Consider the following 6635-nt stretch of genomic DNA (forward strand, 5'->3'; position numbering starts at 1 on the left):
GCGACCGGGGACCCCGGGGTCCCCGGTGGTGCCCCGGGTGACCCTTCCGAGGGCTCGGGGCTAGGGCTCGGGTCTCGGGGCTCGGGGCTCGGGGGCGTCGACTGAGGATGCGGCGGGCGGGGTACCCGGTGGCCGGTCCTGCTGGCCCCAGGTCGAAGGGATTCGGGCCATGGCTGATGACACGAGCGGCTCCGTCCGCCAGGAGGCCCGCCCCGCGGACCCCCAGGCACGCGCCTACGCGGACCCGGCGCCGGTGGGCCTCGCGGGGTTCGCGCTCACCACCCTGTTGCTGTCCATCGTCAACACCGGCCTCCTCAAGGAGCCCGGCGCCGTCATCCCGGTGCTGGCCCTCGCGGGGATCTACGGCGGTATCGCGCAATTCGTCGCGGGGCTCTTCGAGTTCCGCCGCGGCAACACCTTCGGCGCGACGGCGTTCATGTCCTACGGCGCGTTCTGGGTGACGTACTGGTGGCTCGTGCAGCACCTCGCCGGCGCCGGTGACGTGCACAACGCCCTCGGGCTCTACCTGCTCGGCTGGGGTATCTTCACCGCCTACATGGCGGTGGCCGCGCTGCGTGTCAGCCTCGCCGTGCTCGGCGTGCTCGTCCTGCTGACCCTCACCTACGTCTTCCTGGCCGTCGGCGAGTTCCAGGGCGGGGTGCCGCCCCAGGTGATGACGCAGGTGGGCGGCTGGTTCGGCGTCGCGACCGGGCTCGTCGCCTGGTACGCCTCGGCGGCGGGCGTCATCAACGCCTCGCACCGGCGCACACTGCTGCCGACCGGGTCGCGCTGAGGCACGGCCCGGTCCGGGTCCGGGGGCACCGTTCCTACACGGCCACCTCCTCACCTGCGGCGGCCGGCCCCGCCGCGACCGGCCGGCCGCCGGCCGGCCGCTCCGCCTCCAACCGCCGCCCCTGCTGCTGTTGCTGGGCGAACTGGGTCCGGTACAGCTGCGCGTACCGGCCGCCCGCCGCCAGGAGCTCGTCATGCGTGCCGCGCTCGACGACCGTGCCCGCCTCCACGACGAGGATGAGGTCGGCGGCGCGCACCGTGGACAGCCGGTGGGCGATCACGACGGCGGTGCGGTCCGCCAGGGCCTCGGTCAGGGCCTCCTGGACCGCCGCCTCCGAGGTGTTGTCGAGGTGGGCGGTGGCCTCGTCGAGGATGACGACCCGCTGGCGGGCCAGCAGCAGCCGGGCGATCGTCATGCGCTGGCGTTCGCCGCCGGACAGCCGGTAGCCGCGTTCGCCGACGACGGTGTCCAGGCCGTCGGGCAGGGAGCGGACGAGGTCGTCGAGGCGGGCCCGGCGCAGGGCGTCCCACAGTTCCCCGTCGTCCGCGTCCGGCCGGGCCAGCAGCAGGTTGGCGCGAACGGAGTCGTGGAAGAGGTGGCCGTCCTGGGTGACCATGCCGAGCGTGGCGCGCAGCGTGGCGGCGCTCAGGTCGCGCACGTCGACGCCGCCGATGCGCACGGCGCCCTCGTCGACGTCGTACAGGCGCGGCAGCAGCTGGGCGATGGTGGACTTGCCGGCGCCGGACGAGCCGACGAGCGCGATGGTCCGGCCGGGCTCGGCGCGGAAGGAGACGCCGTGCAGGACCTCGGCGCCGCCGCGCGTGTCGAGGCTCGCCACCTCTTCCAGGGAGGCGAGGGAGACCTTGTCCGCGGACGGGTAGCCGAAGCGGACGCCGTCGAACTCCACCGCGACCGGGCCGTCCGGCACCTCGCGGGCGTCCGGCTTCTCCTCGATGAGGGGCTTGAGGTCGAGCACTTCGAAGACCCGCTCGAAGCTGACGAGGGCGCTCATCACCTCCACGCGCGCCCCGGCGAGCGCGGTGAGCGGGGCGTACAGGCGGGTCAGCAGCAGGGCGAGCGAGACGACGGCGCCCGGCTCCAGGGTGCCGCGCAGGGCGAACCAGCCGCCGAGGCCGTAGACCAGGGCCAGGGCGAGGGAGGAGACGAGGGTCAGTGCGGTGATGAAGGCGGACTGCGCCGTCGCCGTGCGGATGCCGATGTCGCGGACCCGGCGGGCGCGGGCGGCGAACTCCGCCGATTCCTCCTCGGGGCGGCCGAAGAGCTTCACGAGGGTGGCGCCGGGGGCCGAGAACCGCTCGGTCATACGGGTGCCCATCGCCGCGTTGAGGGTGGCCGCCTCGCGCTGCATGCGGGCCATGCGGCTGCCCATGCGGCGGGCCGGGACCACGAACACCGGCAGCAGCACCAGGGCGAGCAGGGTGATCTGCCAGGACAGGGTGAGCATCACGGCGAGCGTGAGCAGCAGCGTGACCACGTTGCTGACCACGCCGGACAGGGTGTTGCTGAAGGCGCGCTGGGCGCCGATCACGTCGTTGTTGAGGCGGGAGACGAGCGCACCGGTGCGGGTGCGGGTGAAGAAGGCGACCGGCATGCGCTGCACGTGGTCGAAGACCGCCGTGCGCAGGTCGAGGATGAGCCCTTCGCCGAGCGTCGCCGACAGGCGTCTGCCGAGGATGCCGAGCGCCGCCTCGGCCACCGCGATCGCGGCGATCAGCAGGGCGAGGCGGACCACGTCGGCCCGGTCGCCGTGGGAGACGATCGCGTCGACGACGTGTCCGGCGAGGACCGGGGTCGCCACGGCGAGCAGGGCGGTCACCACGCCGAGGGCGACGAAGCGGGCGATGCGGCGGCGGTGGGGGCGGGCGAACGCACCGATGCGGCGCAGCGTCTCGCGGGCGAAGGGGCGGCGCTCCTGCTGGGCGTTCATCACGCTGTGCAGCTGCGTCCATGCGGTGGTCTCCATACTCATGGAAGAGAACCTAGGACCTCAAGCAACGTTGAGGTCAACGCCCGGCCGTGGGACGGGGGGCGCACAGGCGCGCCCGGGGCGCCGGCCCGGTGCCTCCCGGGCACCGGTGGTGTGCGCCCCGGGCCCCGGTCACGTACGAACTACCCTTGCGCATGGGGCAGGATGAGCGCTCGCGCATCCCGAAATCGAGCAGGTGATCACGTGACGCAACGTCGCCCACGGCCTTCGACGGCCCCCCTCCCCGCGGCCCGCCCGCACGGAGGCGACCGGTGAGCCGCGCCGTGACCCTGGACGACCTGGTCCTCGCCGGGATCTCGGTGGCCGCGGGCGTGGCGGTCGCGTTCCTGTCGCGCACACTGCTGCTCTGGCTGGCCCGGCACGCCAAGCGGACCCGCTGGAGCGGTGACGACGTCATCGTGGACGCGCTGCGCACGGTGGTGCCCTGGGCGGCGATCGCGGGCGGCGCGGCCGGGGCGGCGGCGGTGCTGCCGCTGACCCGGGCCGCCCGGCAGCACGTGCACCAGGCCCTGACGGTGTTCCTGATCCTCGTGGTCACGCTGTCGGCGGCGCGGGTGATCGCCGGGCTGGTGCGCACGGTCACGCAGTCCCGCTCCGGGGTCGCCGGGTCGGCCACGATCTTCGTCAACATCACCCGGATCCTGGTGCTGGCGATCGGCTTCCTGGTGATGCTCCAGACCCTGGGCATCTCCATCGCGCCGCTGCTCACCGCCCTCGGCGTGGGCGGTCTCGCGGTCGCGCTGGCCCTCCAGGACACCCTGGCCAACCTGTTCGCCGGGGTCCACATACTCGCCTCCAAGACGGTCCAGCCCGGCGACTACATCCGGCTGAGCACCGGCGAGGAGGGCTACGTGGAGGACATCAACTGGCGTCAGACGACCGTGCGCCAGCTCTCCAACAACCTGGTCGTCATCCCCAACGGGCAGCTCGCCAAGACGAACATGACCAACTTCACCCGGCCCGAGCAGCGGCTGACGATCCTCGTGCAGGCGGGGGTGGGCTACGACAGCGACCTGGAGCACGTCGAACGGGTGACGCTGGAGGTGGTCGCCGAGGTGATGCACGAGATCACCGGGGCCCTGCCGGAGCACGAGCCCGCCCTGCGCTTCCACACCTTCGGGGACTCCCGGATCGGCTTCACGGTCATCCTCGGCGTCGGCGAGTTCAGCGACCAGTACCGGATCAAGCACGAGTTCATCAAGCGGCTGCACCGGCGCTACCGCCGCGAGGGCATCAGCATCCCGGCACCGGCCCGGACGGTGGCGCTCCAGCCGGGCCCGGTGGTCATACCGCAGCCGCGCGGCTCCGAGGACGGCGCGGTGTCCGCCTGAGAACGGCGTGGGCGGGGGCTCGCGGTCCCCGCCGAAGGCCGGACCCGATCCCCCGCCGAAGGCCGGAACCCGATCCCCGTCAAAAGCCGGATCCGGTCCGCGTCAAGGCCGGATCCGGTCCGCGTGAGCGGCGGATCCGGCGCGGACCCCTGTCGAGCCGGGGGCGAGCACGAGATATCTTGATGTCGAGCAATGTTGCAGACGTGGAGCGGAGCACCCGGTGACTGACTCGACCATCATCTACACACACACTGACGAGGCCCCGGCCCTGGCGACGTATTCCTTCCTGCCGGTGGTCCGGGCGTACGCCTCGCAGGCGGGTGTGGCTGTGGAGACCCGTGACATCTCGCTGGCCGGGCGCATCATCGCGGTGTTCCCGGAGTACCTGAGCGAGGACCAGCGGATCCCCGACGCGCTGTCCGAGCTGGGCGAGCTGGCCAAGACGCCCGAGGCCAACATCATCAAGCTGCCGAACATCTCGGCGTCCATCCCGCAGCTGAAGGCCGCCGTCGCCGAGCTGCAGGGCCAGGGCTACGCGCTTCCGGACTACCCGGACGACCCGAAGACCGACGAGGAGCGCGAGATCCGCGCCCGCTACGACAAGGTCAAGGGCTCCGCGGTGAACCCCGTGCTGCGTGAGGGCAACTCCGACCGCCGCGCCCCCGCCTCGGTGAAGAACTACGCCAAGACCCACCCGCACCGCATGGGCGCCTGGAGCGGCGAGTCCAAGACGAACGTGGCGACCATGGGCGTCGACGACTTCCGCTCCACCGAGAAGTCCGTCGTCGTGGCCGAGGACGGCGCGCTGCGCATCGAGCTGAAGGGCGACGACGGCTCCACCACGGTGCTGCGCGAGTCGGTGCCCGTACAGCAGGGCGAGGTCGTCGACGCCTCCGTGATGCGGGTCGCCGCGCTGCGCGAGTTCCTCACCGCGCAGGTCGCCCGCGCCAAGGCGGAGGGCGTCCTGTTCTCCGTGCACCTGAAGGCCACGATGATGAAGGTCTCCGACCCGATCATCTTCGGTCACGTGGTGCGCGCCTTCTTCCCGAAGACGTTCGCGAAGTACGGCGAGGTCTTCGCCGCGGCCGGCCTGACCCCGAACGACGGTCTGGGCGGCATCTTCAAGGGCCTGGAGAGCCTGCCCGAGGGCGCCGAGATCAAGGCGTCCTTCGACGCCGAGCTGGCCGAGGGCCCCGAGCTGGCCATGGTCGACTCCGACAAGGGCATCACCAACCTGCACGTGCCCTCCGACGTGATCGTGGACGCCTCCATGCCGGCCATGATCCGCACCTCGGGCCACATGTGGGGCCCCGACGGCCAGGAGCACGACACCCTCGCCGTCCTGCCGGACTCCTCCTACGCGGGCGTCTACCAGGCCGTCCTCGACGACTGCCGCGCGAACGGCGCCTACGACCCGTCCACCATGGGCTCCGTCCCCAACGTCGGTCTGATGGCGCAGAAGGCCGAGGAGTACGGCAGCCACGACAAGACCTTCGAGATCCCGGTCACCGGCACGGTCCGCCTCGTCGACCAGGCCGGCAACGCGGTGATCGAGCAGGCCGTCTCGGCCGGCGACATCTTCCGCGCCTGCCAGACCAAGGACGCCCCGATCAAGGACTGGGTGAAGCTTGCCGTCACCCGTGCCCGCGCCACCGGCGACCCGGCCGTCTTCTGGCTGGACGCGACCCGCGCCCACGACGCCAACCTGATCGCCAAGGTCGAGCAGTACCTGCCGGAGCACGACACCGAGGGCCTGGACATCAAGGTCCTCTCCCCGGTGGAGGCCACCAAGCTGTCGGTGGAGCGCATCCGCCGCGGCGAGAACACCATCTCCGTCACCGGCAACGTGCTGCGCGACTACCTGACCGACCTGTTCCCGATCCTGGAGCTGGGCACCAGCGCCAAGATGCTGTCGGTGGTCCCGCTGATGGCGGGCGGCGGCCTGTTCGAGACCGGCGCCGGCGGTTCCGCGCCCAAGCACGTGCAGCAGCTGGTCAAGGAGAACTACCTGCGCTGGGACTCCCTCGGCGAGTTCTTCGCCCTGGTGCCGTCCTTCGAGCAGTACGCCGAGGCCACCGGCAACACCCGCGCCAAGGTCCTCGCCGACACCCTCGACCGCGCCACGGCGACCTTCCTCAACGAGGACAAGTCCCCGACCCGTCGCGTCGGCGGCATCGACAACCGCGGCAGCCACTTCTACCTGTCCCTGTACTGGGCGCAGGAGCTGGCCGGGCAGAGCGACGACGCCGACCTCGCCAAGGCGTTCGCCACGCTGGCCGAGTCGCTCGCCGCGAACGAGCAGAAGATCGTCGACGAGCTGATCGCCGCCCAGGGCAAGCCGGTGGAGATCGGCGGCTACTACCAGCCCGACCCGGCCAAGGCCGCCGAGGTGATGCGCCCGTCGGCCACCTGGAACGAGACGCTGGCGTCCCTGAGCTGACCCGGCAGACACCCCGGACCTGACGGTCCCCCGCTCCGCCCCGGCCCGCACCACGCGGGCCGG

At 72.0% G+C, this 6635-nt stretch carries 4 protein-coding genes; 3 read left to right on the plus strand and 1 reads right to left on the minus strand.

Features of this window, described 5'->3' with window-relative positions; all coding sequences use genetic code 11:
* The first annotated feature begins 169 nt into the window (after positions 1-169).
* The gene (locus ACFC02_RS41035) at positions 170-793 is read left to right on the plus strand and encodes an acetate uptake transporter (RefSeq protein WP_376367884.1); all 624 of its coding nucleotides are present in this window, start codon (positions 170-172) and stop codon (positions 791-793) included.
* A 34-nt stretch (positions 794-827) separates the two neighbouring features.
* Here the strand turns inward: ACFC02_RS41035 and ACFC02_RS41040 are convergent, their stop codons facing one another.
* Positions 828-2777, minus strand: a complete 1950-nt coding sequence (locus ACFC02_RS41040; RefSeq protein ID WP_376367890.1) for an ABC transporter ATP-binding protein — start codon at positions 2775-2777, stop codon at positions 828-830.
* A 275-nt stretch (positions 2778-3052) separates the two neighbouring features.
* Between ACFC02_RS41040 and ACFC02_RS41045 the strand changes: the two genes are divergently transcribed.
* Together ACFC02_RS41045 and ACFC02_RS41050 are read left to right on the plus strand one after the other, a co-directional pair.
* A complete protein-coding gene (locus tag ACFC02_RS41045; protein ID WP_376367886.1) occupies positions 3053-4132 on the plus strand; it encodes a mechanosensitive ion channel family protein in 1080 nt (359 codons plus the stop codon).
* 220 nt (positions 4133-4352) lie between these two features.
* A complete protein-coding gene (locus ACFC02_RS41050) occupies positions 4353-6572 on the plus strand; it encodes an NADP-dependent isocitrate dehydrogenase (RefSeq protein ID WP_376367888.1) in 2220 nt (739 codons plus the stop codon).
* Positions 6573-6635: the final 63 nt, after the last annotated feature.

The sequence above is a fragment of the Streptomyces sp. NPDC056160 genome, assembly GCF_042268205.1.
GTDB lineage: Bacteria > Actinomycetota > Actinomycetes > Streptomycetales > Streptomycetaceae > Streptomyces.

What these genes read in the sequence shown, in the direction of transcription:
- ACFC02_RS41035 (WP_376367884.1), top strand. Translation starts at nt 170, where the DNA reads ATGGCTGATGACACGAGCGGCTCCGTCCGCCAGGAGGCCCGCCCCGCG.
- ACFC02_RS41040 (WP_376367890.1), bottom strand. Translation starts at nt 2,777, where the DNA reads ATGGAGACCACCGCATGGACGCAGCTGCACAGCGTGATGAACGCCCAG.